This window comes from Aphanothece microscopica RSMan92, assembly GCF_046613545.2.
GTDB lineage: Bacteria > Cyanobacteriota > Cyanobacteriia > PCC-6307 > Cyanobiaceae > NIES-981.
Genome location: NZ_JBKKKY020000040.1, coordinates 1 through 26849, shown reverse-complemented (window position 1 = coordinate 26849; position 26849 = coordinate 1). Strand labels below are relative to the sequence as shown.

Annotated in this window: 23 protein-coding genes; 16 read left to right on the top strand and 7 right to left on the bottom strand. The window is 69.2% G+C overall.

The features are described from left to right. A partial coding sequence (locus tag ACLD7X_RS11280) for an adenylate/guanylate cyclase domain-containing protein (protein WP_411423730.1) occupies positions 1-1244 on the top strand: 1244 nt, incomplete at its 5' end. On the opposite strand, the gene ACLD7X_RS11275 is transcribed toward ACLD7X_RS11280, so the two are convergent. Further along, a complete protein-coding gene (locus ACLD7X_RS11275) occupies positions 1241-1636 on the bottom strand; it encodes a hypothetical protein (protein ID WP_412006762.1) in 396 nt (131 codons plus the stop codon). The genes ACLD7X_RS11280 and ACLD7X_RS11275 overlap by 4 nt on opposite strands. Positions 1637-2237: 601 nt before the next feature. Between ACLD7X_RS11275 and ACLD7X_RS11270 the strand changes: the two genes are divergently transcribed. The 4 genes from ACLD7X_RS11270 to ACLD7X_RS11255 all read left to right on the top strand — a co-directional run bounded on the left by ACLD7X_RS11270 (position 2238) and on the right by ACLD7X_RS11255 (position 7434). Further along, positions 2238-3113, top strand: coding sequence for an SWIM zinc finger family protein (locus ACLD7X_RS11270; RefSeq protein ID WP_411423728.1), 876 nt, complete (start codon positions 2238-2240; stop codon positions 3111-3113). Further along, the gene (locus tag ACLD7X_RS11265; protein WP_411423727.1) at positions 3100-3645 is read left to right on the top strand and encodes an MEKHLA domain-containing protein; all 546 of its coding nucleotides are present in this window, start codon (positions 3100-3102) and stop codon (positions 3643-3645) included. The genes ACLD7X_RS11270 and ACLD7X_RS11265 overlap by 14 nt, the downstream gene beginning before the upstream one ends. Before the next feature lie 142 nt (positions 3646-3787). Then, the gene (locus ACLD7X_RS11260; RefSeq protein ID WP_411423726.1) at positions 3788-5587 is read left to right on the top strand and encodes a diflavin flavoprotein; all 1800 of its coding nucleotides are present in this window, start codon (positions 3788-3790) and stop codon (positions 5585-5587) included. Next, positions 5587-7434, top strand: coding sequence for a diflavin flavoprotein (locus tag ACLD7X_RS11255; protein WP_411423725.1), 1848 nt, complete (start codon positions 5587-5589; stop codon positions 7432-7434). Before ACLD7X_RS11260 ends, ACLD7X_RS11255 begins: the two co-directional genes overlap by 1 nt. 69 nt (positions 7435-7503) lie before the next feature. Here ACLD7X_RS11255 and ACLD7X_RS11250 read toward each other — a convergent pair whose 3' ends face one another. The 4 genes from ACLD7X_RS11250 to ACLD7X_RS11235 all read right to left on the bottom strand — a co-directional run bounded on the left by ACLD7X_RS11250 (position 7504) and on the right by ACLD7X_RS11235 (position 12517). Next, a complete protein-coding gene (locus tag ACLD7X_RS11250; protein WP_411423724.1) occupies positions 7504-7707 on the bottom strand; it encodes a hypothetical protein in 204 nt (67 codons plus the stop codon). Positions 7708-7877: 170 nt separating this feature from the next. Continuing rightward, complete coding sequence (gene gcvP, locus ACLD7X_RS11245) at positions 7878-10820, bottom strand: aminomethyl-transferring glycine dehydrogenase (RefSeq protein ID WP_411423733.1); 2943 nt, start codon at positions 10818-10820, stop codon at positions 7878-7880. Positions 10821-10840: 20 nt separating this feature from the next. Next, a complete protein-coding gene (gene gcvH, locus ACLD7X_RS11240) occupies positions 10841-11230 on the bottom strand; it encodes a glycine cleavage system protein GcvH (RefSeq protein ID WP_411423723.1) in 390 nt (129 codons plus the stop codon). 27 nt (positions 11231-11257) lie between these two features. Beyond that, positions 11258-12517, bottom strand: coding sequence for a methionine gamma-lyase family protein (locus tag ACLD7X_RS11235; protein ID WP_411423722.1), 1260 nt, complete (start codon positions 12515-12517; stop codon positions 11258-11260). Positions 12518-12833: 316 nt separating this feature from the next. Between ACLD7X_RS11235 and ACLD7X_RS11230 the strand changes: the two genes are divergently transcribed. Next, complete coding sequence (locus ACLD7X_RS11230; protein ID WP_411423732.1) at positions 12834-13619, top strand: acyl-CoA desaturase; 786 nt, start codon at positions 12834-12836, stop codon at positions 13617-13619. 65 nt (positions 13620-13684) lie between these two features. Here the strand turns inward: ACLD7X_RS11230 and ACLD7X_RS11225 are convergent, their stop codons facing one another. Beyond that, positions 13685-13972 carry a hypothetical protein gene (locus tag ACLD7X_RS11225; RefSeq protein ID WP_411423721.1) on the bottom strand — a complete coding sequence of 96 codons (288 nt, stop codon included), beginning with the start codon at positions 13970-13972 and terminating at the stop codon, positions 13685-13687. Between the two features lie 751 nt (positions 13973-14723). Here ACLD7X_RS11225 and ACLD7X_RS11220 point away from each other — a divergent pair. The 10 genes from ACLD7X_RS11220 to ACLD7X_RS11175 all read left to right on the top strand — a co-directional run bounded on the left by ACLD7X_RS11220 (position 14724) and on the right by ACLD7X_RS11175 (position 25769). Then, positions 14724-15524, top strand: coding sequence for an acyl-CoA desaturase (locus ACLD7X_RS11220; RefSeq protein ID WP_411423731.1), 801 nt, complete (start codon positions 14724-14726; stop codon positions 15522-15524). Positions 15525-15589: 65 nt separating this feature from the next. Next, the gene (rplI, locus tag ACLD7X_RS11215) at positions 15590-16048 is read left to right on the top strand and encodes a 50S ribosomal protein L9 (protein ID WP_411423720.1); all 459 of its coding nucleotides are present in this window, start codon (positions 15590-15592) and stop codon (positions 16046-16048) included. A gap of 249 nt (positions 16049-16297) precedes the next feature. Next, complete coding sequence (gene dnaB, locus ACLD7X_RS11210) at positions 16298-17713, top strand: replicative DNA helicase (protein ID WP_411423719.1); 1416 nt, start codon at positions 16298-16300, stop codon at positions 17711-17713. Positions 17714-17804: 91 nt separating this feature from the next. Continuing rightward, positions 17805-18584 (top strand): glycosyl transferase, encoded by a 780-nt coding sequence (locus ACLD7X_RS11205; RefSeq protein ID WP_411423718.1) that lies wholly within the window; start codon positions 17805-17807, stop codon positions 18582-18584. Positions 18585-18645: 61 nt separating this feature from the next. Further along, a complete protein-coding gene (locus ACLD7X_RS11200; protein ID WP_425625182.1) occupies positions 18646-20088 on the top strand; it encodes a glycosyltransferase family 39 protein in 1443 nt (480 codons plus the stop codon). Between the two features lie 9 nt (positions 20089-20097). Then, positions 20098-22086 carry a tRNA uridine-5-carboxymethylaminomethyl(34) synthesis enzyme MnmG gene (gene mnmG / locus ACLD7X_RS11195; protein ID WP_411423716.1) on the top strand — a complete coding sequence of 663 codons (1989 nt, stop codon included), beginning with the start codon at positions 20098-20100 and terminating at the stop codon, positions 22084-22086. A 34-nt stretch (positions 22087-22120) separates the two neighbouring features. Beyond that, the gene (locus ACLD7X_RS11190; RefSeq protein ID WP_425625183.1) at positions 22121-23230 is read left to right on the top strand and encodes an S-(hydroxymethyl)glutathione dehydrogenase/class III alcohol dehydrogenase; all 1110 of its coding nucleotides are present in this window, start codon (positions 22121-22123) and stop codon (positions 23228-23230) included. 14 nt (positions 23231-23244) lie between these two features. Next, complete coding sequence (fghA, locus tag ACLD7X_RS11185; protein ID WP_411423714.1) at positions 23245-24123, top strand: S-formylglutathione hydrolase; 879 nt, start codon at positions 23245-23247, stop codon at positions 24121-24123. 203 nt (positions 24124-24326) lie between these two features. Beyond that, positions 24327-24755 carry a PilZ domain-containing protein gene (locus ACLD7X_RS11180; protein ID WP_411423713.1) on the top strand — a complete coding sequence of 143 codons (429 nt, stop codon included), beginning with the start codon at positions 24327-24329 and terminating at the stop codon, positions 24753-24755. A gap of 96 nt (positions 24756-24851) precedes the next feature. Beyond that, complete coding sequence (locus ACLD7X_RS11175; RefSeq protein WP_411423712.1) at positions 24852-25769, top strand: hypothetical protein; 918 nt, start codon at positions 24852-24854, stop codon at positions 25767-25769. A 26-nt stretch (positions 25770-25795) separates the two neighbouring features. On the opposite strand, the gene ACLD7X_RS11170 is transcribed toward ACLD7X_RS11175, so the two are convergent. Further along, the coding region (locus ACLD7X_RS11170; RefSeq protein ID WP_411423711.1) for a glycosyltransferase family 4 protein at positions 25796-26849 on the bottom strand (1054 nt) is incomplete at its 5' end.

Sequence of the window (26849 nt, the reverse complement as noted above, 5' to 3'; positions counted from 1 at the left end):
GATCGTTTCCACTCTGGAGCCTGCAGGATCTGCTCACAGGCAAGGTTCCAGCCACCCAGATCAAGAACCGAATCATCCTGATTGGCACAACCGCTCCATCCCTGCGCGACCTCTTTCCGGTTTCTCAGACACGATTTTTGCTCAGTACCAGCCAATTCCAGGTTCCCGGAGTCGAGATTCACGCCCATCGCCTGGCCTCACTGCTGGATCGCACACAAGGACAGGAATCCCGGCTGATCCGGACTGCATCCCCATGGATGAACTCCGGCTTAGAAATAGTGGCCATCCTGCTAGGGATCTATCTTGGCAATTCATTCCTGGCCATTCGAAAGAGTGTCATCTATGTCTTCCTTGGAACTTCGCTCTTTGTCTTGGCAGGCTTTGGGGCCCTCTACTTGTTAAATTACTGGCTTGGGATCACGCTTCCTGCCATATCATTCCTGGTGATGGGCACTGTGGCATGGATTCAACGCGGTACATTGAGCCAGCAGCATCGCCAACAGATTGAGCGCCTGCTTGGGCAGGCAACATCTCCGGAGGTGGCACAGAAATTATGGGAAAATCGCGACAACCTTCTAAGTGAAGGAAGGTTCGAAGGCCGCCAGCTGATCGTAACAGTGATGTTTTCAGATATTGCAGACTTCACCACAGTCTCTGAAGGGATGCGCCCAAACGACTTGCTTGACTGGATCAATCGAGGGATGCGCCAATGCATCTCATCAATCGTTCATTCTGGAGGCATCGTCAACAAGTTTACTGGTGACGGATTTCTGGCAGCTTTTGGGGCTCCAGTGAGCCATGGAGAGCGCGAGGATGCCTGTTTTGCGGTCAAAGTCGCTCTAGAAATCGCCGACCACCTTGAGAAGCTGAATTCGATTCTTGCGACAGAAGGAAAGCCGCCAATGCGACTTCGTATTGGCATTCATACGGGTCCCGTTGTAGCCGGCTCCATGGGGGGGACGGAGCGTTTGGAGTACTGCATCCTTGGCGATGCCGTGAACTGTGCGTCCAGGCTCGAGAGCATTGAAAAGCAGAGGCACGAAGGGGTTTGCAGAATCTTGGTTTCAGCCGATACCCGTCATCTCGTTGAAAGCAGCCAGACCCATCTGAACTGGAAAGAATGGGGCTGCATGCACCTCAAGGGAAGAAATCAGCCCATCCAGATCTGGGAACTGCTCAGCTCGCGTGCGCAGCCCGAACAAAATCCAAACGAATCCACCCCGTCCGCCTTGACGGAAAGTTAATCACAAAACACACTCAGTCTCTGGGGGATCTCGTCGATGGTGGCCTTGGAATCAATGGCCAACAGGGACATGATCTCTGAAGACGCTATGGCCTGATTGCAACTTTTGGCATACGCCTGAAGGCTCCGCATGAATTTCTGATCCTCGGCGGTGCCTTCCGCCACCAGCAGGCTCACGGCCGGTGGCGAGTCCTGGCCGACAAAACTGAAGGTTCCCAGCTCGTCACCTCCGGGAATCTTGGCCGCATTGGAGCCACATTTGTAATAGGACTCCCACTTCAGTGGTTGGCTGATCTCAGGAACGGAAACCAGATAGAGACCTGCTCCACGGAGTGGAAGCCTGCGCTCCGAGCGTGGTGTGGCCGACTTGGCCTGGTAGGGGGTGAATTCCATGACCAACGTGGTATCAGCGGCCCCCGGGCCCACGAGCACCCCCAGCTTTCCACCTCCATCGGGGGCAAACACACTGGACATGGGCACGACATGGGCCAACAGCCGGGCCGAGCACTCGCCTCGGGTGCCCCCACCGATCCGCCGTCCGGGGAACTGGCTCCTGAGGTCCGCCAGGACCGGAGGAAGTGCCAACAGAAAGGACAAGGGAACAGCAAGCAAGCCGATGGTTCGACCTGATTGCTTCATCCATCCATGGCCAAAGTGGGTTGATTTCATCACTTCCTCTGAGTGTTTTCGTGGGCCGACGATGCAGAGCCAACAGGCGATCAACGGGGAGCTGACCTGCTTCGGCCGAGATCCAAACCATGGAGGGCAATTCTAGCTGTTCTGCCCCACCCGGAATCTGCGCGGTCCCATCCTTGCCCCAGGACGATGCCCCAAGCAGGCGGAGCGGACACCCCCCGCTGGCACCCATGCCGCGGGCCTGCGAGCGGCCTTTCAACGGGAGATCCCAGCCAGCGACCCCCTGCCGCCGGGTTGCCCTGATCGCCCGCGATCACCCCGCTGGTCCAACGGGACCGGGGGTCGGCATACTTTTGGCATGACCGTCAGCCCCATCACCACCCAGCTCGGCGACGAGGGCCTGGGCCAGCAGCCCTGGTGGGTGGAGCAGTGGATGGAGCTGATCAACACCTACCGCTTCAAGAAGCGGCTCGAGCGCGCCTGGGACTACGCCCGTTCCGGCAATGTGACCTCCATCCGCTTCGAAGGGCGGCGCGTCCATGCCCGGGTGCAGGGCCGGGAAGCTGACCCCTACAAGGTGAAGCTCTGGCTCGACGTGCTCAACGACGACGACTGGGGTTACGTGCTGGAGGCCCTCAGCCAGAAGGCCCGCTGGTCGGCCCAGTTGCTGGCCGGTGTCATGCCCCAGGACATCGAGCGGGCCTTTGCGGCGAGCGGCAAGCGCCTCTTCCCCTTCAAGCTGCAGGAAGTGCGCAGCGAGTGCACCTGCCCCGACAAGATCAATCCCTGCAAGCACGTGAGTGCCGTTTTCTACCTGATGGGGGAGCGCTTCAGCGAAGACCCCTTCGTGCTCTTCCAGCTGCGCGGACGCACCCGCGCCCAGCTGCTGGCGGACCTGGCCAAGCGGCGGCAGAAAGTGCTCGCCAAGCAGGCCCGGGCCAGCGGGCGCGGCAAGCTGCCCGATCCCGGCAGCCCCCACCCGGTCCATCCCGCCATCAAGGACCCCAACCGCTGGTGGCGCTACGGCGCGGCCCTCGATCCCGATCTGGTGGTGATCACGCCGGCCCTCGAAGGGGACACGGGCCTCGATGCCGCAGGCCCCCTTCCCCTGGCGGAAGAACCCCGCTTCCCGGAAGCCAACCACCGGTTCCTGGAGAACCTCAAGGCCCACAGCCAGCGCCTGGCCGCCCTGGCCATGGCCAGGGCCATGGGCAACGGCCGTGACGGCGGCTGAGGGGGGAGCCGCCGCAGGGGGAGCCGCCGAAATCACCGGCTTGGTCGACGCGCCCTGGCTGACGGCGACGGCCGTGGGCGTCGCCGAACGGATCCTGGCTTCCCATCAGCTGGCCTACGGCGCCCCCCTGCTGGCTGGGTTGCCGGTCGATGCCAGCCCGAGCCAGCGGGTCCAGGCCCTGTTCATCAGTCCGTTCTGTGTGCTGGCCCACGACGGCGCCGATCCCGATGTCGATCCCGGACCCCGGCTGATCTATGCCAACCGGGCGGCTCTCATGCTCTGGCAGCGTCGCTGGGCCGCGATGGTGGGCCTGCCCTCCCAAGTGACCGCCGAGCCCCACGAGCGCTCCCGCCGCCGGCAGGCCCTGCGCAGCGCTCAGACCGCCACAGCCCTCTCCGGCTACAGCGGCGTTCGGGTCGACAGCCAGGGTCGACGTTTCCAGATCCGGGCGGCGCGGCTCTGGACGCTGTGGGACGCCGCGGGCCAGCCCTTCGGACAGGCGGCCCGGTTCAGCGACTGGCACTGGCTGTGACCGTGCCCGTGCCTGTGACCCTGCCTCTGCCTGTGACTGTGACAACAGCTGCGAGCACACCCGGCCACATCCGGGGGTAAGGCCACACGGGTCAGCTCTCCAGGCAGCGTCCTTACAGTTCAGGTCGTTCCACCGGGTGTCCATGGCAGCTGCCACCTCCACGTCCGCCACGACGTCCGGCGCCGCCACCGGAGCCACCTCCGGAGCCGCGCCGCGCCTCAGCCTGCAGTGCGAGGCCATCGCCGCCGACACCACCACCATCCGCTCACTCGACTGGGATCGCAGCCGCTTCGACATCGAGTTCGGCCTGCGCAACGGCACCACCTACAACGCCTTCCTGGTGCGGGGCGCCCAGACGGCTCTGATCGACACCAGCCACCTCAAGTTTGCGGACACCTGGCTACCCCTGCTGGAGGAGCAGATCGATCCGGCCGCGATCGACTTCCTGATCGTCTCGCACACCGAACCCGACCATTCCGGACTGATCGGCCATCTGATCGACCGCAACCCCGAGATCCTGATCGTGGGCTCAAAGGTGGCGATTCAGTTCCTGGAGAACCAGGTGCACCGCCCCTTTCGCAGCCGGGCCGTGAAAAGTGGCGACGAGCTCGATCTCGGCACCAATCCCGAGAGCGGGTTGGGGCACCGCTTCTCCTTCCTCAGCGCCCCCAACCTGCACTGGCCCGACACGATCTTTTCCTTCGACCACGGCACCGGCATCCTCTACACCTGCGATGCCTTCGGACTGCATTACTGCTCCGAGCATCTGTTCGATGTGGACCCCGGCGCGATCGCGCCGGACTTCCGCTTCTATTACGACTGCCTGATGGGGCCGAATGCCCGCAGCGTGCTGCAGGCCATCAAACGCATGGAGGCCCTGCCGGAGATCACCACGATCGCCGTGGGGCATGGCCCCCTGCTGCGCCATCACCTCAGCCTCTGGGTGAACGACTACCGCGACTGGAGCAGCGACCGGAGCGCCGGGGAGGCCTACGCGGCCGTCTGCTACGTGAGCCAGTACGGCTTCTGCGACCGGCTCAGCCAGGCCATCGCTCGCGGCATCGGCAAGGCCGGTGCCCAGGTGCAGCTGGTCGATCTGCGCGCCACCGACGCCCAGGAACTCACGGCCCTGATCAGTGAGGCCAGCGCCGTGGTGGTCCCCACCTGGCCCGCTGAGCCGGAGGCAGAGCTCCAGGCCTCGATCGGCACGCTGCTGGCGGCGCTCAAGCCCAAGCAGTGGGTGGCCTGCTTCGACGCCTTCGGCGGCAACGACGAGCCGATCGACACCGTGGCCTCCCAGCTGCGCAGCCTGGGCCAGAAGAGCGCCTTCGATCCTCTGCGCATCCGTGAGATGCCCCTGGCGGATGACTACCAGCGCTGCGAAGAAGCCGGCACCGACCTGGGCCAGCTGCTCACCAAGGCGAAGACGATCGCGGCGATGAAGGCCCTCGACGGTGACCTGGACAAGGCCCTGGGTCGCCTCAGCGGGGGCCTCTACGTGGTGACCGCCAGGCAGCAGGACAGCGACGGAGGCAGCCGCAGTGGGGCCATGGTGGCCAGCTGGGTGAGCCAGGCCAGCTTCGAGCCCCCCGGCATCACCGTGGCCGTGGCCAAGGACCGGGCCATCGAGGCCCTGATGCAGGTGGGCGATCGCTTCGTGCTCAACATCCTGCGGGAGGACAACCACCAGCAGGTGCTGCGCCATTTCCTCAAGCGCTTCCCCCCGGGGGCGGACCGCTTCGCCGGTGTGACCACCGTGGAGGGCGCCGCCTCGGGCGGCCCCGTGCTCGGGGATGCCCTGGCTTTCCTCGGCTGCCGCGTGGCCCAGCGGATGGAGGGGCCCGACCACTGGCTCATCTATGCCGAGGTGGAGGAGGGCAATGTGGCCGACACTGAAGCCACCACCGCCGTGCACCACCGCAAGGTGGGCAACCACTACTGATGAAGACCTCGATCAGCGGATCTCCCGTTGCCGCAGCCCCAGCGTCGGAGCGTCGGGTGCTGATGATCCGTCTTGAGCCCGGGCTGCTGTGCCTGCGGGGGCTGAGCCCACGCCGCTCGCGCTTCGAGGTGGAGTACGGCCTGGAACGGGGCACCACGGCGAACAGCTTCCTGTTCGAGTCGGGCAGCAGCGCCGGTGGCCACGCCGTGCCGCCGGTGCTCATCCACCCACCCGGCATGACCTACGCCGAACCCTTCTTTGCCGCCCTGGCGGAGCTGGTGCCCAGCGAGGCACCGCTGAAGGTGGTGGTGGGTGTGGTGAACCCCAACCGGGTGGAACTGCTGCGGGCGATGGCGGCCCGCTGGCCGAGCCTGGCCCTGGTGGCCTCCAATGCGGGGGCGAAGCTGGTGCGCGAGCTCTGGGATCAGCGGCGTCCCGCCCCTGCCGGCGCGCCGGAGCCGGAACCGCTGCCGCCGCTGCCGCCGATCGACGTGGTGAAGCAGGAAGCGAGCCGGCCGCTGGCCGGTGGGCTGCAGCTGCGGCTGATTCCCGCTCCCACACCCCGTTGGCCCGGCGCGCTGATGGCGTTCGAGGAAAGCACCGGCCTGCTGATGAGCAGCAAGTTCTTCTCCGCCCACATCTGCCAGGACTCGTTCGCCGAAGCGAACCGCAGCAGCACCGAGGAAGACCGGCGCTGGTTCTACGACTGCCTGATGGCCCCGATGGCCCGCCAGGTGGAAACCGTTCTCGACCGGATCGACGCACTGCCGATCCGCACGATCGCCCCCTTCCACGGCCCGGCCATCGCCGAGAGCTGGCGCAGCCTCCTGGCCGACTACCGGCGCTGGGGGGAGGGCCAGAACCGATCCCGGCTCTCCGTGGCCCTGCTCTACGCCAGCGCCTACGGCAACACCGCCACCATCGCCGATGCCCTGGCCCAGGGCGTCTCCAGGACGGGGGTGCGGGTGGAGAGCCTCAACTGTGAGTTCAGCGAGCCCGAGCAGCTCCAGGCCGTGATCCGCTCCGCCGATGCCCTGCTGATCGGCTCACCCACCCTGGGCGGTCACGCCCCCACGCCGATCGTGGCGGCCCTGGGCACCGTGCTCGCCGAGGGCGACCGCAGCAAGCCGGTGGGCGTGTTCGGCAGCTTCGGTTGGAGCGGCGAAGCGCTCGAGCTCCTGGAGAACAAGCTGCGTGACGGGGGCTTCCGTTTCGCCTTCGAGCCGATCAAGGTCAAGTTCAGCCCCGATCCCGTCACCCTCAAGACGATCGAGGAAACCGGCACCGCCCTGGGCCGGGAACTGCTGGGCGCCAGAAAACGCCAGGAGCGCCGCAGTGCCGGAGGTCTGCAGGACAGCCGTACCAATCCCGCCATCCAGGCGCTGGGCCGGGTGGTGGGCTCCCTGTCCGTGCTCACGGCCGTGAAGTCGTCCGGCGACACCCGTCTGGGGGGGGCGATGGTGGCCAGCTGGGTGAGCCAGGCCAGCTTCCATCCACCCGGCCTCACCGTGGCCGTGGCCAAGGACCGGGCGGTGGAAGGACTGCTTCACATCGGCGACCACTTCGCGCTCAACGTGCTTGCGGAAGGGCGGGAGAACGGACCGATGAAGCAGTTCCTCAAACCCTTCAGCCCGGGCGCCGATCGCTTCGCGGGCCTGAACCTGGAGGAAACGCCCGGGGGCCAGCCTGTACTGCCGGAAGCCCTCGCCTGGATGGAAGCCTGCGTGCGCCAACGGATGGAATGCGGCGACCACTGGTTGCTCTACGCCGAGGTGATCCACGGGGGTGTGCTGGATCCCGTCGGCACCACGGCGGTCCACCAGCGACGCAGCGGCGCCGCCTACTGATCGCGCTACTGACTGATCCCGCTACTGACTGATCGCGCCAATGACGAGGGTCGGGCCAGGGCCCCGGACTCAGGCCGCCTGGGGCGGTGGGGTCGGGTCCACACCGGCCTGGAAGGGAAGGACCAGGGTGGCCCAGTGGTCCGGGCGGGCAGGGCGTGTGCGCCGTGCCCGACGCACCCCAAAGGGCACCCGCACCACGTTGGTGCCTTCCACCCTGCCGAGGGCCCGGCCGCCAGAGCTGCCGGTGCTGCCTGTGTCTCCGTTGCCGTCCATGGTCCCCACGAAATGAATGGCCGGGATGATCAGCCCCCGAGAGGGAGCTGGTGCCGAACCGGCGCCTGACAGCGCAGTTGCAGCAGATTGTCCGCGAAAAACAAGGTCAATAAACCAAAGAAAGTCTGTGGCTTGAGGAACCCTGCCCCGCCAGTGTGTACCACGCGGGCTCAAGCGGCAGTAGCGATCGACGCGGATTGGGCCAGTTCCTCAACCGACGGACAGGTGCAGGCGAGATTCCTGTCGCCATAGGCGTTGTCGATCCGGGCGACGGCGGGCCAGAACTTCGTGGCCCGTTGCTCCTCACCGGCCGGGAAGGCCGCCTCCTGACGGCTGTAGGGCCGGTCCCAGCCATCGGCGGTGACGGCGGCCAGGGTATGGGGAGCCCGTTTGAGCGGGTTGTCCACGGGGTCGGCCCGTCCTGCCTCGATGGCGGCCGCCTCGGCCCGGATGGCCACCATGGCGGTGCAGAAGCGGTCGATCTCCCGCAGGGACTCACTTTCGGTGGGCTCCACCATCACGGTGCCCGCCACCGGCCAGCTCACGGTGGGGGCATGGAATCCGTAGTCCATGAGCCGCTTGGCCAGGTCATCCACCTCCAGACCACAGCTCCGCTTGAGGGGCCGCAGATCCAGAATGCACTCGTGGGCGACCCGGCCGGCGGCGCCGCGGTAGAGCACGGGGAAGTGGGGGTCCAGCCGGTGGGCGATCAGGTTGGCACTGAGCAGGGCCACCTGGCTGGCGGTGCGCAGGCCCGGCCCCCCCATCATGCGGATGTACATCCAGCTGATCGGCAGGATCGAGGCGCTGCCCAGGGGAGCCGCCGCCACCGGGCCGGCCCCATGGGGAGCAGGTTCGGGGCTGGCCGGATCCCCGGGCAGGAAGGGCACCAGGTGTGCGGCCACCGCGATCGGGCCGACCCCGGGGCCTCCGCCCCCATGGGGGATGCAGAAGGTCTTGTGAAGGTTCAGATGGCAGACGTCGGCGCCGTAGAGCCCCGGTTTGCAGAGGCCGACCTGGGCGTTGAGGTTGGCGCCGTCGAGATACACCTGGCCGCCGCGGCCATGGACCAGCTGACAGATGCGCCGGATGGCCGGCTCGAACACCCCATGGGTGGAGGGGTAGGTGACCATCAGGGCCGCGAGCCGCTCGGCATGGAGATCGGCCTTCGCCTCCAGGTCGGCCAGATCCACGTTGCCCTGGCCATCGCAGGCCACGGCCACGACCCGCATGCCGGCCATCACCGCACTGGCGGGATTGGTGCCGTGGGCGCTTGTGGGGATGAGACAGACATCCCGGTGCTGGTCGCCCCGGCTGCGGTGCCAGGCGCGGATCGCCAGCAGCCCGGCGTACTCCCCCTGGGAGCCGGCGTTGGGCTGGAGCGACACGCCGGCGAAACCGGTGATGGCCGCCAGCCAGCGCTCGAGATCAGCCGCCAGCCGCCGGTAGCCCCGGGACTGGTCGGCAGGGGCGAACGGGTGGAGCTGGGCGAAAGCGGGCCAGCTGACCGGGCCGAGCTCAGCGGCCGCGTTGAGCTTCATCGTGCAGCTGCCCAGGGGGATCATCCCGTGCACCAGGGAGAGGTCCCGGGCCGCCAGGCGCTGGATGTAGCGCAGGAGTTCGGTCTCGCTGCGGTGGTGATGGAACACGGACTGCCGCAGCCAGGGGCGCTGCCGCTGGGGAAGGAGCTCCCACGGCTGGCGCCAGTCGCCTGCCGCGAGGGCCAGGGAGCAGCACTCCACGGCGCGCTGCGCGGCCTCCCCATCCGGGGCCAGACAGCGGAGCAGGCGCGCCAGTTCCTCCGGATCACTCAGCTCATCGAGGCTGATGCCGAAGGCGCCATCCAGGCGGCGGAGATTGAAGCCCCCGCGGCAGGCGGCCTGCACCAGGTCGTCGGCGGTGGGGGTCCGCACCAGCAGGGTGTCGAACCCCGGGCCGGGGTCCGGCGAGAGCCCGAGGGCCTCCAGGCCGGCCATCAGACCATGGCGCAGGGCGGCGACCCGTTCGGCGATGGCCGTCAGCCCGGTCGGACCGTGGTGGACCGCGTAGAAGCCGGCCATCACGGCCAGCAGCACCTGGGCCGTGCAGATGTTGCTGGTGGCCTTGTCGCGGCGGATGTGCTGCTCACGGGTCTGCAGGGCGAGACGCAGGGCGGGATGGCCCTCCGCATCGAGGGAACGGCCCACGAGGCGTCCGGGGATCTGGCGCTTGTGGACCTCGCGGGTGGCGAAGAAGGCCGCGTGGGGGCCTCCGAACCCCATGGGCACCCCGAAGCGCTGGGCACTGCCGACGGCGATGTCGGCGCCCAGCTCCCCCACCGGTGCCAGCAGCACCTGGGCGAGGGGATCGATCACCACCGCCGTCACCACCCCGACGGCCGCCGCCGCGCCCAATAGGGAGGCCGGGTTCCAGAGACCGCCGTCCTGCCCAGGCAGCTGGAGCAGCAGACCGAAGGCGTCCTCGGGCAGGGCGTCGCCCTGGGCCGCCAGGGCCCTGGGATCGATGCAGTCGATCAGGATCCCCAGCGGCTCGGCCCGGGTGCGCAACACCGCCAGGGTCTGGGGGAACACCTGCCGATCCACCAGGAACCGACGGGCGCCGGACCGCTTGCAGACCGCCCGGGCCAGGGCCATGGCCTCGGCCGCGGCCGTCGCCTCATCCAGCAGGGAGGCATTGGCGATCGGCAGGCCGGTGAGCTCGCTGATCAGGGTCTGGAAGTTGAGCAGGGCCTCGAGACGCCCCTGGGCGATCTCGGCCTGGTAGGGGGTGTAGGCGGTGTACCAGGCGGGATTCTCGAAGACGTGGCGCTGGATCAGGGCCGGGGTGGCGGTGCCGTAATACCCCTGGCCGATCAGGCTGCGCACCACCGTGTTCTCAGTGGCGATCCCGGCCAGTTCGGCCAGGGCCGTGGCCTCGTCACACGGGGAGGGGAGGCCCTCGGCGGCAGCTTCGGGGCTGAGCAGGATGTCGGCTGGGACCACCTGCCCGGCCAGCTCCTCCAGGCTGGCGAGGCCCAGCTCCTCGAGCATGGCGGTCTGCTCCTCGCGGCCGGGGCCGAGGTGGCGCTCCACGAAGGTCGGGCGGGAGGAACCGCTGGGCATGGCGTTGTCCATCGGCTGTGTGTGCTCCACCCTCAGTGACCCTGGACCTTGGCGGCATAGACGTCCGCGTCCATCAGGCCGTCGATCTGGGTGGGATCCGCAGGCCTGACCAGCAGCAGCCAGCCCTCGCCGTAGGGGTCGTTCTGCAGTTCCTCGGGGCTGGCGATCACGGCCTCGTTGCGGGCTTCGACCACGCCGGAGATGGGAGCCAGCAGATCCTCCACGGCCTTCACCGATTCGATGCTGCCGCAGCTCTGCCCCTGGCTGAGCTCCGTGCCCACCTCGGGCAGCTCCACGAAGACGATGTCCCCGAGCTGATCGATGGCGAAGGCGCTGAGCCCGAGGCGTGCCCGCCCCCCCTCGGCACGGACGTATTCGTGGCTGTCCGCATACCGGCAGTCGCTGGGGAAGGAGAGCGCCATCGCGAGCGGTGGGGCGGAAGGTGCGGATCAGTCTGGAGGACGGTGTCCGGATTCGGCGAGAGCCGTCAGGGCCCGCTCCAGCGCCAGCCGGGCATGGGCCCGATGGGTCCCCCCCTGCGTGTAGAGCACATACGGTTCCCGCAGAGGGGCATCGGCACTGAACTCGCTGGTACTGCCATCGATGAAGGTGCCTCCCGCCATCACCAGCTCACTGGCGTAACCCGGCATCGGGGCCGGCACGGGATCCAGGTAGGACCCCACCGGCGAGGCGGCCTGGAACGCCCGGCAGAGAAGCTTGAGCAAGCTGGCTGAACCCAGCCGCACCGCCTGGATCACGTCACTGCGCTCGGAACCGGGGGCGGGATGGGTCCGAAAGCCGAAGTCATCAAAGACCTGCGCCACCAGCTCGCTGCAGATCAGGGCCTCCGCCACCATCTGGGGCGCCAGGAACAGTCCCTGGAACAGCAGGCGGTTCAGATCGAAGCTGGTGCCGCCCTCGCTGCCGATGCCGGGAGCCGTGAGGCGGCAGCAGGCCCGCTCTACCAGCTCCCGGCGCCCCGCCACATAGCCCCCGGTGGGGGCGATCGTCCCGCCCAGATTCTTGATCAGCGAACCGGCGATCAGGTCGGCCCCCACGGCCGTGGGTTCGGCGGACTGCACGAGTTCGCCGTAGCAGTTGTCCACGAACACCAGACAACCCGGCTGCCGCCGCTTGACCCGATCCACCAGCTCACCGATCTCGTCCACAGACAGGGAGGGACGCCAGCTGTAGCCACAGCTGCGCTGGATCAGCACCATCCGGGTGGGCGTGGCCAGGGCGGTCTCCAGCCCCTGGCGGTCCACCCGGCCCTGGGGGGTGAGGTCGAGCTCGTCGTAGGCGATGCCGAAGTCGGCCAGGGAGCCCTGGCCGCTGCCCCGCAGGCCGATCACCTCCTCAAGGGTGTCGTAGGGACGGCCGGTGAGGGCCAGCAGACGATCACCGGGGCGAAGCACCCCGAACAGGGCGGCGGCGATGGCATGGGTGCCGCTGACGAACTGGAGCCGAACCGCCGCGGCCTCGGCCTGCAGCACCCGGGCGAAGACCCGGTCGAGCACGTCGCGGCCCTGATCCCCATGGCCGTAGCCACTCACCGAGGCGAAGTGGTGCACCCCGACCCGCTCGGCCGCGAAGGCGGCCAGCACCCGCTCCAGCCGGGGCTGCACCGCGGCGGTGTGGCGCTCGGCCAGCGGGGCGATGCGGTCGGCGGCGGCGGCCAGCCGTGCGGCGGCCCAGTCGGAGGTCGGCATCGGGTCGGGCCGGGTAGGGCCATGTTGCCCGTCTAGATTTCCGCGGCCTCGGGGTCGCCCCCCTGGCCGCTGGGCCGTGATGCCCTCGCCCCAGCGCCGACCCTCCCTGTCCCCCCCCATCCCCTTGGTGCTCCGCTCCGAATCCAGCCGCCCTCTGGCCGGCGACCCTGCCCTCGGACCGGACGTCCAGCCAGAGATCGTGCGGGTGGAGCGGCCCGGCGGGCGCCAGGAAGACCGTGTGCGGGCCGCCCTGGCGGCACCGCGCGCCCCCCTGCCACCGCGTCAGCGACGGTTCAAGGCCGGCACGACCGGCTTCATGCTGGCGATGCATGTGGGAGCCGTGGCAGCGCTGCTGCCCCGGTTCTGGAGCTGGCAGGCCCTGGTCGTGCTGGGGGCGCTCTACTGGACGACCGTTCTCGGGGTGACCCTGGGGCTGCACCGCCTCGCGGCCCATCGCAGCTTCCAGGCCCCTGCGTGGGTCGAGCGGGGTCTGGTGCTGATGGGCGCCCTGGCCTGCCAGAGCGGGCCGATCGAATGGGTGGGCCTGCACCGGCATCACCACAAGTACTCAGACCAGCCCAATGACCACCACGACGCGGCGCGGGGACTGTGGTGGGCGCACAGCGACTGGATGCTGCACGAGATTCCGGCCCTGCGCCACGTGGAGCGGCTGACCGGCGACCTGCAGCGCGATCCCTTCTACCGCTGGCTGGACCGCTGGTTCCTGTTGGTGCAACTGCCCCTGGCCGCCGCCCTCTACGGCTACGGGGAGTGGGCGGGGGTGCATGGCGGCGGGCTGGGGCTGGTGCTCTGGGGCATCCCCCTGCGCCTGGTGCTGGTGTATCACGTGACCTGGCTGGTGAACTCGGCCACCCATGCCCTGGGCTACAGAAACTTCGACAGCCCCGACCTCTCCCGCAACTGCTGGTGGGTGGCGATCCTGAGCTTCGGCGAGGGCTGGCACAACAACCATCACGCCTTTCCCCATTCCGCCCGCCACGGTCTGCGCTGGTTCGAGATCGACATCACCTGGCTGCACATCCGGCTGCTGCAGGTCCTGGGGCTGGCCCGAAGGGTGCGGGTGGCCCGCTACCGCCCCTGAGCACCGGCTGCCGAACGGAGCGCGAGGTCGAACGGAGCGCGAGGTGCCCCAGGCAGGTTTGGCGCTCAGCCGTCCCAGAGTCCGCCGAGCTCGGCGCGGATCGCCTCGCTGAGGGCATCGCGGGCCGGGGGCTCCACCAGCGCGCCGAGCTCCCGGGCGCGGCGGCGCAGCAGTTCGAGGAACTGGTCGGGTCCGAGCCGCTGCTCGTCGAGGCCGCCGAGGGCCGCCAGGGTGCGGCGGAGATCCGGGAGCTCGTTGTCCAGTTCGGTGGCCGCGTAGTCGCGCTGCCCCGCCATCACTTCGGCGAAACGCTCCCGGCGCTGGCGCTTGGCCACCGGATAGGCCGCCAGCACCTGATCCCGGCAGAGCCGCCAGGGGCGCCCCGCGGTGAGCAGATCGGCCAGGGCCGCGCTGAGGGCCCGGGATTCGGCTTCGGCGATGCGCAGATCGAAGGCGGGGGGGGGGCTGGCGCAGCCCCACGAACACTTCGAGCAACTCGCCGGGACCGAGCACGGGCTCCCCCTGGTCCTGCACCGGCAGGGCCGAGGCCTCGAGATCGGCGATCAGCTCGGGATGGCCGGACAGCCGCTCCCGGAGCGCCGGCGACAGCGCGCCCCCCAGCACCTCGGTGGCCAGCAGCTGGTTGATGCGGCCCAGGGCCAGGAACACCTCCGGGCCCGGCGAGGCCAGCTTGCCGTTGCGGAGCATCGAGAGCTGGGAGTTGTGCACCCGGCCGAGATCAAGGGCCTCCGCCAGCGCCGGCAGCACCCGATGGCTCCAGCCGTTGCGGCCGTGCCAGACGCGGATCAGGTGGGCAAACGCCACCCGCCCCGTCGCGAGATCATCCCGATAACCCACGAAGATGCCTTGCGATCTGAATTCGTATTGCTACTATCGTACCGATTGATCAGGAGCCGGTCCGTTATGACCGCCACATACCCCACCCAGGCGGGGGCGCGCCTCACGGCCCGCAACACACGCCAGCCCGCCACCATCAACAGGGGCGCCAACGGCATCCGCCGCGCCGCTGCGCTGCACCAGCCCCGGGCCGGCGAACCCCACCCCCAGATCAAGCGGGGCACCCGCTGGGGCACGGTGGGCTTCATGGTGGCGATCCACGTGCTCGCCGCCGTGGCGCTGCTGCCCCGTTTCTGGAGCCTGCCGGCGGTGGCCAGCTTCCTCGTCCTCTACTGGGTCACGGCGTGCCTGGGGGTGACGACCGGGTACCACCGGCTGCTCAGCCATCGCTCCTTCCGCGTTCCCACCTGGCTGGAGCGCTTCTTCGCCACCTGCGGCGCCCTCAGCTGCCAGCACGGTCCGATCGACTGGGTGGGCCTGCACCGCCACCACCACAAGTTCTCCGACACGGAGCTCGACCACCACAGCAGCCTCAAGGGCTTCTGGTGGAGCCACATGGGCTGGATGTTCCAGACCATCCCGGCCATGGGCGCGGTCCCGAGGCTGACCGGGGATCTGGCCAAGGATCCCTACTACCGCTGGCTGAACAACTGGTTCCTGGTGCTGCAGCTGCCCCTGGCCGGGCTGCTCTTCTGGATCGGCACCGTCACCGGCGCCGGCGGCTGGGCCCTGGTGCTCTGGGGCATTCCGCTCCGTCTCGTGGTGGTCTACCACTGCACCTGGCTGGTCAATTCGGCGACCCACTGCTGGGGACGCAGCGCCCATGACAGTGGCGACCATTCCCGCAACAACCCCTGGGTGGCGGCGCTCACCTTCGGTGAGGGCTGGCACAACAACCACCACGCCTTCCCCCATTCGGCACGCCAGGGTTTCGGCCGCCAGATCGACCTCACCTGGCAGCACATCCGCCTGATGCGCCGGCTCGGGCTGGCCACCCAGGTCCGCGTCCCCGCCGGCGCCGCCCGGGGCTCCCGGCGGAGTCGCTGAACCAGGCCCCACCTGGTCCCGTAGAGTGGCCGATCGGCACGTGATCAGACACCCGTAAATTCCCCATGGCCAAGCGCGTACAAGTCGTTCTCAGCGAAGACGTCCTCAGCCTGGGGAAGGATGGGGACCTGGTGGAGGTGGCTCCGGGCTATGCCCGGAACTTCCTGCTGCCCACCGGCAAGGCGGTGCCTCTCACCCCGGCCGTGCTGCGGCAGGTGGAGGCCCGCCGGGCCAAGGAAGCCGAGCGCCAGGCCGCCCTCCGGGCTGAGGCCGAGGCCCTCCGCACCGCCCTGGCCACGATCGGCCGCTTCACGGTCAAGAAGCAGACCGGCGGTGACGATGTGCTGTTCGGCACCGTGACCAACGGTGATGTGGCCGAAGCCATCGAGGCCGCCACCAAGAAAGATGTGGACCGCCGCGACATCACCGTGCCCGAGATCCACCGCACCGGCACCTACAAGGTGCAGGTCAAGCTCCACCCCGAGGTGGTGGCCGAGATCAACCTCGAAGTGGTCAGCCACTGAAGTTGAGCCACTGAAGTTGAGCCACTGACCCAGGGCCAGGGCGGCTGTCCCGGCCTGCTCGCCTCCCCCTCAAGCCACCCTGGCCCACGCCCCGGTCGCCGGTTCTCCGGCCCCGGGGCGTTTGCTTGGGACCCCGCCCCACCCACCCCGGCCGCCGGAACCCGACGACGGAGGCGATGGCTGCAGAATGGCGGTCCCCTCCGTCAGCCCCGCCCGGGATCCTGCCTGCACCCAAGCGAACCTGGAGCGATGGTGAGCATTCCTCTGACGAACCTGGATCCTGAGGGCGACCCCCCCCGCCCAGCCTCCCGACGCAGCAGGCCCCGGGAGGAGGCCAGCTTCGAAGCGCTGCCCGACTCCGTCCCCCCCCAGAACCTGGAGGCCGAGGAGGCCGTGCTGGGCGGCATCCTGCTGGACCCGGATGCCATCAGCCGAGTGGCCGACCTGCTGCAGCCGGAGGCCTTCTACCTCGGAGCCCACCGCGAGATCTACCGCACGGCCCTGATGCTGCACAGCCAGGGCAAGCCCACCGACCTCACCGCCATGACCGCCTGGCTGGCGGACACCGGGGCCCTCGAGAAGGTGGGGGGGAGCGGCCGGCTGGTGGAGCTGGTGGAGCGCACGATCTCGACGGCCTCGATCGACCAGGTGGCCCGCCTGGTGATGGACAAGTTCCTGCGCCGCCAGCTGATCCGCTCCGGCAACGAGGTGATCCGGCTGGGCTTCGACCAGAGCAAGCCCATGGAGCAGGTGCTCGATGAGGCCGAGCAGCAGATCTTCGCCATCAGCCAGGAGAAGCCCTCCGTCGGGCTCACCCCCACCGCCGAGATTCTCACCAGCACCTTCAACGAGATCGAGAGCCGCTCGCTCGGCACCTCGGTGGCGGGGATCCCGGTCAACTTCTACGACCTGGACGCCATCACCCAGGGACTGCAGCGCAGTGACCTGATCATCGTGGCCGGCCGGCCGGCCATGGGCAAGACCTCGATCGTGCTCAACATCGCCAAGAACGTGGCCCAGCTGCACCAGCTGCCGGTGTGCGTGTTCTCCCTGGAGATGAGCAAGGAGCAGCTCACCTACCGCCTGCTGTCGATGGAGGTGGGCATCGAGAGCGGCCGCCTGCGCACGGGCCGGCTGCAGCAGGAGGAATGGCCGCTGCTGGGGCAGGGGATCAACAGCCTTGGCCAGCTTCCGCTCTTCATCGATGACAAACCGAACGCCGGCGTGCTGGAGATGCGCTCACTCTGCCGGCGGCTGATGGCCGAAACCGGCAAGGAACTCGGACTGGTCGTGATCGACTACCTGCAGCTGATGGAGGGGTCCACCCCTGACAACCGGGTGCAGGAGCTCTCCCGGATCACCCGCGGCCTCAAAGGCATGGCCCGCGAACTCAACGTGCCGGTGATGGCCCTCTCCCAGCTCAGCCGGGGGGTGGAATCGCGCACCAACAAGCGGCCGATGCTCAGTGATCTGCGGGAATCGGGATCGATCGAGCAGGATGCCGACCTGGTGCTGATGATCTACCGCGACGAGTACTACAACCCCGAGACTCCGGACCGGGGCATCACCGAGGTGATCGTGACCAAGCACCGCAACGGCCCGGTCGGCACCGTGAAACTGTTGTTCGAGCCCCAGTTCACGCGCTTCCGAAACCTGGCGGCCTGAGGTCGCCCTAGGCTTTCGCCCACACCAGTGACAGTTGGGGTTGGGCAGCCAGGCAGCGGGCGCGGAGGGTGAGGTCAGGCAGGTTTTGTCCATGAAATGGGGGCGGAAGTACGGCCCCGACTATGTGAACCGGCTCCACGGGATGGTCGCCCGCCATCTCAGCTGCCCGTTTCGGGTGATCTGTTTCACCGACGACACCGACGGCATCCGCCCCGAGATCGAGTGCCTGCCGCTGCCGCCGCTGAACTGCGAGCTCCCCCAGCGCTCCCGCGGCAAGTGGCGCAAGCTCAGTCTCTGGAACCGGGATCTGCACGGCCTGTCGGGTCCGGCCCTGTTCGTGGATCTGGACTCGGTGATCATCGGCTCCCTCGATGGCTACTTCACGCTGGGGGCCCGGGATGCGGTGATCCTGGAGCGGAACTGGTCCAAGCCCCTCAGCGGCCTCGGCCAGACCTCTGTCTTCCGCTTCCTGATCGGCTCCCGGCCGGAGATCCTGGAGCGGTTCCAGGCCGATCCCCAGGCCATCGCCGACCGCTTCCAGTACGAGCAGCACTACGTCACCCACTGCGTGGGAAGTGACCTGCAGTTCTGGCCCCGGGGCTGGAATCGCCACTTCCGCCTCCACTGCCTGGGGCCCCTGCCGCTGCGGTATCTGCGGCCGGCACCGCAGCCCCGCCGGGCCCGCATCGTGACCTTCCCGGGAGGGCCGAATCCGGCGGAGGTGGTGGCGGGTCGCTGGGAAGCGGACAGCCCGCCCTACCGGGGGCGCCGCCGCCACATCGCCGCCGCCCTGGCCAGCCCCCACCCCTGGGAGCAGCTGCGTCACTTCGTGATGCCCGTTCGCTGGATCGGCGATGCCTGGAAGGACTGAGCCCCGCACGGGCCGCGAGGGAGGGGGTGAACGGCGGCTATGGCTGATCTGCACCGCCTGGTTGCTGCTCAATGCCATCAGCCAGGGTCTGGTGTCGGGAACGGCGGATCGCGATCAGGCGGAACAACTGCTGCTGAGCCAGAGCTGGCAGCTGGGCTACGGGCCCCAGCCCCCGCTTTACACCTATCTGGTCAAGCTGGTGTTCCTGGTCACGGGGCCGGCGCTGTGGCCCCTGCTGGGCCTGAAGGTGGGGCTGCTCAGCCTGCTGGTGGCCGCCCTGCTGGGGGTCGGACGGGAGCTGGCGTTCAGCGCTCGGCAGCAGCTGATCGCCGTCAGCGGCCTGGCCCTGATTCCCCAGCTCATCTGGGAGTCGCAGCGGGATCTCACCCACTCGGTGCTGGCCACCAGCGTGGCGGCCCTGACCCTGCTGCAGCTGCTGCGGCTGCAACGGCAACCCACCGCGACCGGCTACGCCGGGCTCGGCCTGCTGGCTGCGGCCGGCCTGCTCAGCAAATACAGCTACGGCCTCTTCCTCGCCAGCCTGGTGCTGGCAGCCCTCAGCCTGCCGTCCTTCCGCCGGGTGCTGCTGAGGCCCCGGCTGATCCTGAGCCTGGCCATCCCGGCGGCGCTGGTGCTCCCGCACCTCCAGTGGGTGGTGGACCATGCCCCGCTGTCCCTGGGGGGCCTGGAGAAACTGGAACTGGAGGGGGGGCTCGCCAGCCGGCCCAGGGGCCTGCTCAGCGCCGCCGCCGCCGCCCTGGCCTTCCTGAGCCCGTTCTGGCTCGCCGCCGTGGCCGTGCTGTGGCGAAGTTCCTCCGCCGGGGAGGAGCAGCCATCGGCGGCCATCGGCGGGGGGCGATCGCAGCGTGCCCGGCTGTTGCTGCGCCTGCCCCTCTGCCTGGCGGCGGTGCTGCTGGCCTTCGTGCTGGCAACGGGGGCCAGCCGCATCAAGGACCGCTGGTATCAGCCCCTCCTCTTCTACGCGCCGGTGAGTGTGGCGGTGCTGGCCGGAGCGCTGGATCGGCGCCGCCAGCGCGCCCTGGTGGCGGCCGCCGTGGTGGCCGCCACCGCCACATCCCTGCTGCTGCCGGGCCGCACGGTCCTGGCGGGGCTCACCGGCCGCAACGACAGCCGCACCGCGCCCCTGCTGCCGCTGCTGGCGCAAGTGCAGCGGGAGCAGGGCCGCCCCGACTGGATCGTGGCCAGCGGTACCTTCCTGGGGGGGAACGCCCGCCAGGTGTTCGAGGCGACGCCGGTGCTGACCCCCAAAGTGACGATCGCGGCGGGCGATGGGCGCCACACCGGCCAGGACGCCCGGGTGCTGGTGCTGGTCGACCCCAACCACCGGGCGGAGGAACTCACGACGCTGCTGCAGACCCGCTTCGGCCGGACCCTCCGGGCCGGGGAGCTGCAGCCGGTGTCCGCGCCACCGCTCTGGGGGTGGGGGACGCCAGAGGCCTACACGATCCGCTATGCCTGGATCGGCGCGAAGCAGCCTGAATAGGATCTGCGGATGGCCTGGTCAACTCCTGCCGCCGACCCGGGCAGCGGCGGCGCAACCGAAACGTTCGATGTCATCGTCGTGGGAGGTGGTCACGCCGGATGCGAGGCGGCGATCACCGCGGCCCGGCTGGGCCTGAGCACGGCCCTGTTCACGCTCAACCTCGACCGCATCGCCTGGCAGCCCTGCAACCCGGCCGTCGGTGGCCCGGCGAAGAGCCAACTGGTGCATGAGGTGGATGCGCTCGGCGGCGTGATCGGCCGGCTGGCGGATGCCACGGCCCTGCAGAAGCGGGTGCTCAACGCCAGCCGCGGCCCGGCCGTGTGGGCCCTGCGCGCCCAGACCGACAAGCGGCTATACGCCCGGCAGATGCTCCAGCTGCTGCAGCACACCCCGAACCTGGCCCTGCGCGAGGCGATGGTGACCGGTCTGGAGGTGGAGGGTGAGACCGATGGCGGCGGCGCCGGCTGGGAACCAGGCCAGGGTCCGGCCGGCCGGATCACCGGGGTTCGCACCTATTTCGGCAGCCTCTATGCCGCCCGGGCCGTCATCCTCACCACCGGCACCTTCCTGGGGGGCCGGATCTGGGTGGGCAACCAGTCGATGAGCGCCGGCCGCGCCGGCGAACAGGCCGCCGTCGGGCTCACCGAGGCCCTGGAGGGCCTCGGGTTCCAGACCGACCGGCTCAAGACCGGCACTCCCGCCAGGGTGGATCGGCGCAGCCTCGCGCTCGACCGGCTGGAGGAGCAGCCCAGCGACGCCGAAGGGCGCTACTTCTCCTTCGATCCGGCGGCCTGGGTGAGCAGCGAACCGATGAGCTGCCACATCACCCGCACCACCGCGGCCACCCACCAGCTGATCCGCGACAACCTCCACCTCACGCCGATCTACGGCGGCTTCATCGACAGCAAAGGGCCCCGCTACTGCCCTTCGATCGAAGACAAGATCGTGCGCTTCGCCGACAAGGAGAGCCACCAGATCTTCCTGGAACCGGAGGGTCGCGACACCCCGGAGATCTACGTGCAGGGCTTTTCCACGGGCCTGCCGGAGCGGCTGCAGCTCGAACTGCTGCGCACCCTGCCGGGCCTGGAGCACTGCGTGATGCTGCGGCCGGCCTACGCCGTGGACTACGACTACCTGCCGGCGACCCAGCTGAAGCCCTCGCTGGAGACGAAACGGATCGCGGGACTGTTCAGCGCCGGCCAGCTCAACGGCACCACGGGCTACGAGGAGGCGGCCGCCCAGGGGCTCGTGGCGGGGCTCAATGCAGCCCGACAGGTCCGGGGCGAGGCGCCGGTGCACTTCCCCCGTGAGGGCAGCTACATCGGCACGCTGATCGACGATCTGGTCACCAAGGATCTACGCGAGCCCTACCGGGTGCTCACCAGCCGCAGCGAATACCGCCTGGTGCTGCGGGGTGACAACGCCGACCGCCGGCTCACGCCCCTGGGCCACGAACTGGGCCTGATCGAGCCGCGCCGCTGGGAGATCTTCAGCCGCAAGCAGGAGGCCATCGACGCCGAAAAACGCCGCCTGGAGACCGTGCGTCTCAAGGCCAGCGACGCCGCCGCCAGCGCCATCGTGGCGGCGACCCAGGCCGCCATCAAGGGCTCGATCACCCTGGCCGAGCTGCTGCGCCGGCCGGGCTTCCACAGCGACGATCTGGTGGCCCACGGTCTGGCGGACCCCGCCCTGCCGAGAGACGTGCGCGAAGCGGCCGAGATCGACATCAAGTACAGCGGCTACCTGGCCCGTCAGCAGCAGCAGGTCGATCAGGTGAGGAAACAGGCGCAGCGGCCCCTCCCGCCAGGCCTGGACTACGCCGCCATCGGCACGCTCTCCCGCGAAGCCCGCGAGAAGCTCACGGCGGTCCAACCCCACACCCTGGGCCAGGCCTCCCGGGTGCCCGGCGTGAGCCCCGCCGACATCACGGCGCTGATGCTCTGGCTCGAACTGCAGAAGCGGCGGCGGCCGCTGCCCGCGGTGGGGACGGCCGGGTGAGCGTCAGGATGGCGGGAACCGCGCCGAAGGGATGATCCGCAGCCGAGCCGCCGTGGCCTGGGGCCCCGGCCAGCCCCTGGAGGTCACGGAGGTGGATGTGGCCCCACCCCAGGCGGGTGAGGTGCTGCTCAGGGTTGTGGCCACCGGGGTCTGCCACACCGACGCTTACACCCTCTCGGGGGCCGACCCGGAGGGGTTGTTTCCGGCGATCCTGGGCCACGAGGGCGGCGCCATCGTGGAGGCCGTGGGCGAGGGCGTCAGCTCGGTGGCCGTGGGCGACCACGTGATTCCCCTGTACACGCCGGAGTGCCGTCGCTGCACGTTCTGCCTGTCGGGCAAGACCAACCTCTGCCAGGCGATCCGCGCCACCCAGGGGCGGGGGGTGATGCCCGATGGCACCAGCCGCTTCTCCAGGGACGGCCGGATGCTGCACCACTACATGGGCACCTCCACCTTCTCGGAGTACACCGTGCTGCCGGAGATCGCGGTGGCGAAGATCAGCAAGGAAGCGCCTTTGGAGCAGGTGTGCCTGCTGGGCTGCGGGGTGACGACCGGCATCGGTGCCGTGCTCAACACCGCCAAGGTGGAGCCCGGCAGCACGGTGGCCGTCTTCGGCCTGGGGGGCATCGGCCTGGCGGTGGTGATCGGCGCGGTGATGGCCGGGGCGTCGCGGATCATCGGCATCGACCTGAATCCGGCCAAGTTCGCCATCGCCCGCCAGCTGGGCGCCACGGAGTGCATCAACCCCCGCGACCACGACGCGCCGATCCAGCAGGTGCTGATCGATCTGACCGATGGCGGCGTGGACTATTCCTTCGAGTGCATCGGCAACGTCGATGTGATGCGGGCGGCCCTGGAGGCCTGCCACAAGGGCTGGGGTGAATCCACGATCATCGGGGTGGCCGGGGCCGGCCAGGAGATCAGCACCCGCCCCTTCCAGCTGGTGACCGGGCGGGTCTGGCGCGGGTCGGCCTTCGGGGGGGTGCGGGGGCGCACGGAACTGCCGCTGTATGTGGAGAAGGCCCAGCGGGGAGAGATCCCGCTGGAGACCTTCATCACCCACACGATGGGCCTGGAGGACATCAACCGGGCCTTCGAACTGATGCACGAGGGGAGCAGCATCCGCAGCGTGATCCACTTCTGAACCGGTCCTGATCCGTGTCCCAGCTCGAACTGCTCAGCGACAGCCGCTGTTTCGGCGGATCCCAGCGCCGCTACCGCCACCAGGCGCGGGAGCTGGGCTGCAGCATGGTGTTCGGGGTGTTCCTGCCGCCGGCAGCCCTGGACGGTGAAGTGGTTCCAGCCCTGTACTGGCTGTCCGGCCTGACCTGCACGGATGAGAACTTCAGCCAGAAGGCCGGCGCCCAGCGACGGGCCGCGGAGCTGGGCCTGGCGCTGGTGATGCCGGACACCAGTCCGCGGGGGGCGGCGGTGCCGGACGACCCCGAAGGCAGCTGGGATTTCGGACACGGCGCCGGGTTCTACGTGGATGCCGGCGCGGCCCCCTGGGCCAGCCACTACCGCATGCACAGCTACGTGGTGGAAGAGCTGCCCCGCTGCGTGGAGGCGGCCCTGCCCCTGAACGGACGCCGCAGCATCAGTGGTCACTCGATGGGGGGTCACGGGGCCCTGGTGGCCGCCCTGCGGCACCCCGGGCGTTACCGGGCCGTCTCCGCCTTCGCCCCGATCGCCAGCCCCAGCCGCTGCCCCTGGGGACAGAAGGCCCTGGGCCATCTGCTCGGTCCGGAGGACGAGGGCTGGCAGCAATGGGATGCCACCGGCCTGCTGGCGGCGGGGCGGCTGGCCTGGGGGAGCGCGGAGGCCGGCGGCGCCCCCCTGCCGATCCTGGTGGACCAGGGCACGGCGGATCCCTTCCTCGACACCCAGCTGCATCCCCAGGCGCTGGCCGCCGCCGCCGCCGCCGCCGGTCAGCCGCTGACCCTGCGCCTGCAGGAGGGTTACGACCACAGCTACTTCTGCATCGCCAGCTTCATCGACGACCATCTCGAGCACCACGCCCAGGCTCTGCTGGGATGACGCCTGCAACGATGATTGTTGTAACGATGACTTTTGCGAAGATGACTTTTGCAAAGATGATGCTGGTCGGCTAGGGCCTGACGGCACCTGGGCCCTGGGAACACCCGGTAGCAGCAGCTACAGGCTGGAGCCCTCCCGGCGATTTGCGCAGCCTGGACAGGTTGGTCTAGCACTGATAAGAAGGCGCCAATGCAGGGATAACCATGGGATTCCGTTCCGCCGGTCAGGCGCTGCCCGTTCCATCGACGGCTTCCGGCATCTGCCAACGGACCATCCCGCGGCGGATCATCCCCCTGACGGCGGGAGGCATCACCACCGAGCTCTGGGCCGGCGGTGACCCCCAGCACCATGGGGTGCTGTGGGATCTGAGCCGCGCGGGCGCCTGCCTGCTGACCCACAGCGCCGTGGAGTTCCTGCGCGGCAGTCGCTTCGAGCTGGTGCTGCGCCCCGCGATCGGCATCGCCGAGATGCGGATCCCGGTCGCCACCTGCTGGTCCCAGCCCGATGGCTCCCAGACCTTCCTCGGTGTTCACTTCTACGAGGGACTTCTGCACTCCGGCACCTTTCTGGATCGGCTGCTGGAGGGCACCGGAGCTCGCGCCATGAGGCCCTTCGGCGCACGGGCCGCCTGAGAACCACCAGCCTGGAGCGGAGATGCCAACCGTCGCCCCCTCGTCAGCCCGACGAAATCGGAGTACCTTGTGCCCCACTTCGTTGGGGATGGGCCTGTGACGCCGGTTCGTGGCATTCCCACCTCCAAGGCCTACTGGGAACTGCGGGCGGAGCAGGTGCTCAACCGGGTGTTCTCGCCGGAGGCCGCCATCGAGGTCGAGATCTGCGACACCCCGGCGACAGCCGACGAGATCAGCCGCCCCGCCACTGCCGTCGCCACCTCGGCCGTCGCCACCTCGGCCGTCCCAGCCACTGCCGTCGCCCCTTCGCCGGCGCCCGCCCCGGGCTCCCCTCCACGGCAGAAGCCGCTCCCACGCAGGCCCGCAGCCGCTCCATCGGCCCGCCACCAGCCCACCCTGGTGCTGGCCAGTGTCAGTCTCACCGTGACCGTGATGGCCGGCATCGGCCTGATGGCCCTGGGCGTCTGGAACCAGAGCCAGCAGGCCATTCGGCAGGAACGCAACATGCTGCTGATCGAGCGACTCCGCTCGATGGGGCCGGCCACGGCGGAGGCCAGCGCAGCGGTGCAGCCCCAGCCAGATCTGGCCGCCACGGCTGAGGATCCCTCTCTGCCGCCCCCACCGCCGGCCGAACCCTGGATGGAGGAACTGGCCACCCTTCCAGCCAGCGGAGCACCCGCCGCCAACGTGCTGAAGGTGCCGATGAGCAGCAGGGTGGGCAGTCCGGCCCCCGCCGCCAGCGGCTCCAGCCGGTCCTACAGCGGCTCCAGCAGCCCGGCCGGGGCATCGGGGTCGGGTGGGGGCGGGGGCCCAGCACCCCAACTCGTGGGGGTGGTGCAGGCACCGGGTCACGGCGGTGCCGCAATCTTCCAGATCGGCAATTCCTCCACCAGCGCCGCCGTGGGCGAATCGATCGGCAGCAGCGGCTGGCGGCTCCGCTCGGCCAGCGGGGATGCGGCTGTGATCGAGCGGGGCGGCGAACAGCGCCGCGTGAGCATCAGCAGCGGCAGCTGAGCAGGATTCCGACCCAACCGGGCTGCTCAGCCAGGCAGGGCGGGAGCCGATCCGAGCAACCCGGATCCGAGCAACCCGGCATAGACAGCGTCGATCGCGGCCGCTTCCCGCGCGAGGGAGTGGCGCTCCAGCACCCGCTGGCGGGCACGGCGTCCCATCGCCACCAGTTCCGCCGGCTCCGCGGTCAGCAGGGCCAGCTCATGGGTCAGGGACTCCAGGCTGCCGGTAGCGAAGCGTCGTCCCACCGCCCCATCGATCAGCTCCGGCCAGACGCCGGCCCCTGACGTGAGCACCGCACAGCCACAGGCCATGGCCTCCAGGGGGGTGAGCCCGAATCCCTCCCGCCGGGACGCCGCCACGCACAGCAGGGTGCGGCGGTAGCAACCACGCACCGTGTCGCGATCGAGATCGCCCAGGAAGCGAATGCGGTGCTCCAGCCCCGCGGCGCGGATGCGGGCCAGCATCCCGTCCAGGTAGGCGCGCTCCGAAGGCCGTGCCAGACCCGTGAAGATGGCCGAGAACAGCGGCCGGCTCGGCAGCAGCGCAATCAGGGCCTCCACCAGCAAGTCGCAGCCCTTGCTCGGCCGGATGCGGCCGAAACAGCCGATCAGGTACGCCCCCCCCGAGCCGTCGGCGGAAACCACCGGCAGGTCGCTCTCCCAGCGATCCCCCGGCGTGTAGTACGCCGTGTCGACGCCATGGTGAATGGTGGCGGTGACCCGTCCGGGTGGCAGAAAGCTCGCGGAACGGCCTGAGGTGGCGATCACGGCATCGCAGCGGCCGATCAGCCAGCGCAGCCCGACGCCGGGAGGCTTGGGCGCAGCCGAGGTGAACAGCACCCGCCACGGCTGGCGCAGCACGGATCGCAGCAGCAGACCCAGCACGATCTCCAGATCCCGACGCGCATGCCAGACCCGCCAGCGCCAGGGCCGGGGCCGGCTCCAGCCCTGGCGCAGCAGATCCCCGACCGCCATGCCGGGAGGGAGACCGAGGTGGCCCCCGTCGAGCAGCCCGATGGCGCGAAACCGGCGTTGCAGCGGCACCAGGGCCCGCACCGTCGCTGACACACCGGTGTAGCGG

Coding starts and splice junctions, on each gene's coding strand:
- ACLD7X_RS11230 (WP_411423732.1), top strand. CDS start 12,834: ATGCTGGCGATGCATGTGGGAGCCGTGGCAGCGCTGCTGCCCCGGTTC.
- gcvP (WP_411423733.1), bottom strand. CDS start 10,820: ATGGACAACGCCATGCCCAGCGGTTCCTCCCGCCCGACCTTCGTGGAG.
- mnmG (WP_411423716.1), top strand. CDS start 20,098: ATGGCCTGGTCAACTCCTGCCGCCGACCCGGGCAGCGGCGGCGCAACC.
- ACLD7X_RS11235 (WP_411423722.1), bottom strand. CDS start 12,517: ATGCCGACCTCCGACTGGGCCGCCGCACGGCTGGCCGCCGCCGCCGAC.
- ACLD7X_RS11220 (WP_411423731.1), top strand. CDS start 14,724: ATGGTGGCGATCCACGTGCTCGCCGCCGTGGCGCTGCTGCCCCGTTTC.
- rplI (WP_411423720.1), top strand. CDS start 15,590: ATGGCCAAGCGCGTACAAGTCGTTCTCAGCGAAGACGTCCTCAGCCTG.
- ACLD7X_RS11205 (WP_411423718.1), top strand. CDS start 17,805: ATGAAATGGGGGCGGAAGTACGGCCCCGACTATGTGAACCGGCTCCAC.
- ACLD7X_RS11255 (WP_411423725.1), top strand. CDS start 5,587: ATGAAGACCTCGATCAGCGGATCTCCCGTTGCCGCAGCCCCAGCGTCG.
- gcvH (WP_411423723.1), bottom strand. CDS start 11,230: ATGGCGCTCTCCTTCCCCAGCGACTGCCGGTATGCGGACAGCCACGAA.
- ACLD7X_RS11275 (WP_412006762.1), bottom strand. CDS start 1,636: ATGGAATTCACCCCCTACCAGGCCAAGTCGGCCACACCACGCTCGGAG.
- ACLD7X_RS11250 (WP_411423724.1), bottom strand. CDS start 7,707: ATGGACGGCAACGGAGACACAGGCAGCACCGGCAGCTCTGGCGGCCGG.
- ACLD7X_RS11260 (WP_411423726.1), top strand. CDS start 3,788: ATGGCAGCTGCCACCTCCACGTCCGCCACGACGTCCGGCGCCGCCACC.
- ACLD7X_RS11270 (WP_411423728.1), top strand. CDS start 2,238: ATGACCGTCAGCCCCATCACCACCCAGCTCGGCGACGAGGGCCTGGGC.
- ACLD7X_RS11180 (WP_411423713.1), top strand. CDS start 24,327: ATGGGATTCCGTTCCGCCGGTCAGGCGCTGCCCGTTCCATCGACGGCT.
- dnaB (WP_411423719.1), top strand. CDS start 16,298: ATGGTGAGCATTCCTCTGACGAACCTGGATCCTGAGGGCGACCCCCCC.